3 protein-coding genes are annotated in these 1464 nt (G+C 44.7%); 2 read left to right on the plus strand and 1 reads right to left on the minus strand.

All coding sequences use genetic code 11. The features are described from left to right. Positions 1-52: 52 nt before the first annotated feature. Positions 53-502 (minus strand): hypothetical protein, encoded by a 450-nt coding sequence (locus R8O11_RS24805; protein ID WP_147691573.1) that lies wholly within the window; start codon positions 500-502, stop codon positions 53-55. Between the two features lie 51 nt (positions 503-553). Here R8O11_RS24805 and R8O11_RS24810 point away from each other — a divergent pair, with 51 nt between their 5' ends. Beyond that, entirely contained in the window at positions 554-952 is a 399-nt protein-coding gene (locus tag R8O11_RS24810) for a DNA polymerase III subunit psi (protein WP_229625887.1), read from the plus strand. 65 nt (positions 953-1017) lie between these two features. Beyond that, positions 1018-1464 (plus strand): ribosomal protein S18-alanine N-acetyltransferase (rimI, locus tag R8O11_RS24815; protein WP_318194555.1); only part of this gene is annotated, 447 nt, incomplete at its 3' end.

Here is a 1464-nt window from a genome sequence, read left to right on the forward strand (position 1 = left end):
GCTGAAATAGCGGGCTGTTTGCTTTTCATCAGTCAATCGACAAGCATGACGTTTATTGAGCGTTTTTGGTTCTCTTTTTACCCCAGATTTCGACTTTTGCTTTTCTGCTGACACCCAGCACGTCGAGCTTCATGTTTCCCCAACTGCTGTATTTCATTTCAAGGTGCTTAAGTTTCGCGTCCTCCGATCCTGGTAGCGTCCAAGCTCGCGTTGACATTCCGTTGGTGAGCGTGCCCATTGATGTGAGTTTTTTCTCGCTGCCGTCGGTCATGGTGACTTTGATGTCTTTTAAATCGACGGTGCCTTGAATGCACTTTATTTTGATTTTACTGAAGTTACGGTTTTTGAGCAGACTATTTGGCGTAACGGTGTCTGTCTCCGTTTGGAAGTTGACGGTCTTGGTTGCGATCAGCTCCCAGTCATCATTATTGCTGCTCGCAAATGTGGAAAAACTGATGGTCGCTACCATCATCACAGTAAAGAGTGATTGGAAAAGCTTCATAACACCTCTGACTTTTTGATAGGATTGCCTCGTTCAAACAGGTGACGAAAAATGTCAATTAACGAGAAACAGTATTTACACGAAATGGGAATCACCTCGTGGGAGTTGATTCACCCAGAAAGGTTGGCAGGCTATCAACCGCCAACTATAGATTTGCCAAGTTCTTGCAAACTTCTGCTGGTCTCACCCATCTGTCCTACGAATGAGACAGCGATACTGTTCGAGAAGATACTTAAAAGTATGAAATTAACGCTTGAACAAGCCATGCATATCGAGCCTGAGCGCCTTGCAATGCTTGGTGAACATCAGTTGGAGTGGGTATGGTTTGCAGGCTGTGAAAGTAACAGTATGGAAAATGCTAAGCAGCTAACCTCGCCGTTATTGCAAGACATTGATGGCAACAATGAACAAAAACGCGTACTTTGGCAGCAAATTTGTTCTTACTCGTAACGTTTGTAAAAGATCGAATACCAAGCTCTATTGTGGCGCGGTATTTCGACCTAATAGGTTAAATCATGACGATTGAAATTCTCCCAATGTGCAGTGAGCATGTGGAGCAAGTTTGGCAAATTGAACAGCAAGCGCATTCTCACCCATGGGCAGAGTCGTTAGTGCGCGATTTGTCGAGTCGCGGTGCGTGCCATCACGTGATGGTCGAAGACGGCTCGGTAGTTGGCTACTTTTATGCACAAAATATTGTGGGTGAAGTGACGTTACTCAATATTGCGGTTGCCCCTGCTCTACAAGGAAAAGGCTACGGTCAAAAGTTATTGGATGCCTTTCTGAATCACTGTGAGCAAGCCAAAGCAGACAGCGCGTGGCTAGAAGTAAGAGAAAGTAACCATCCTGCGATTCATATTTATGAGCAAGCAGGTTTTAACGAAGTGGATCGTCGTTATGATTATTATCCAGCCAAAACAGGCAATGGAAAAGAAGACGCGATCATCATGAGTTATCTCTTC

It is taken from the genome of Vibrio sp. 1288 (assembly GCF_033344475.1).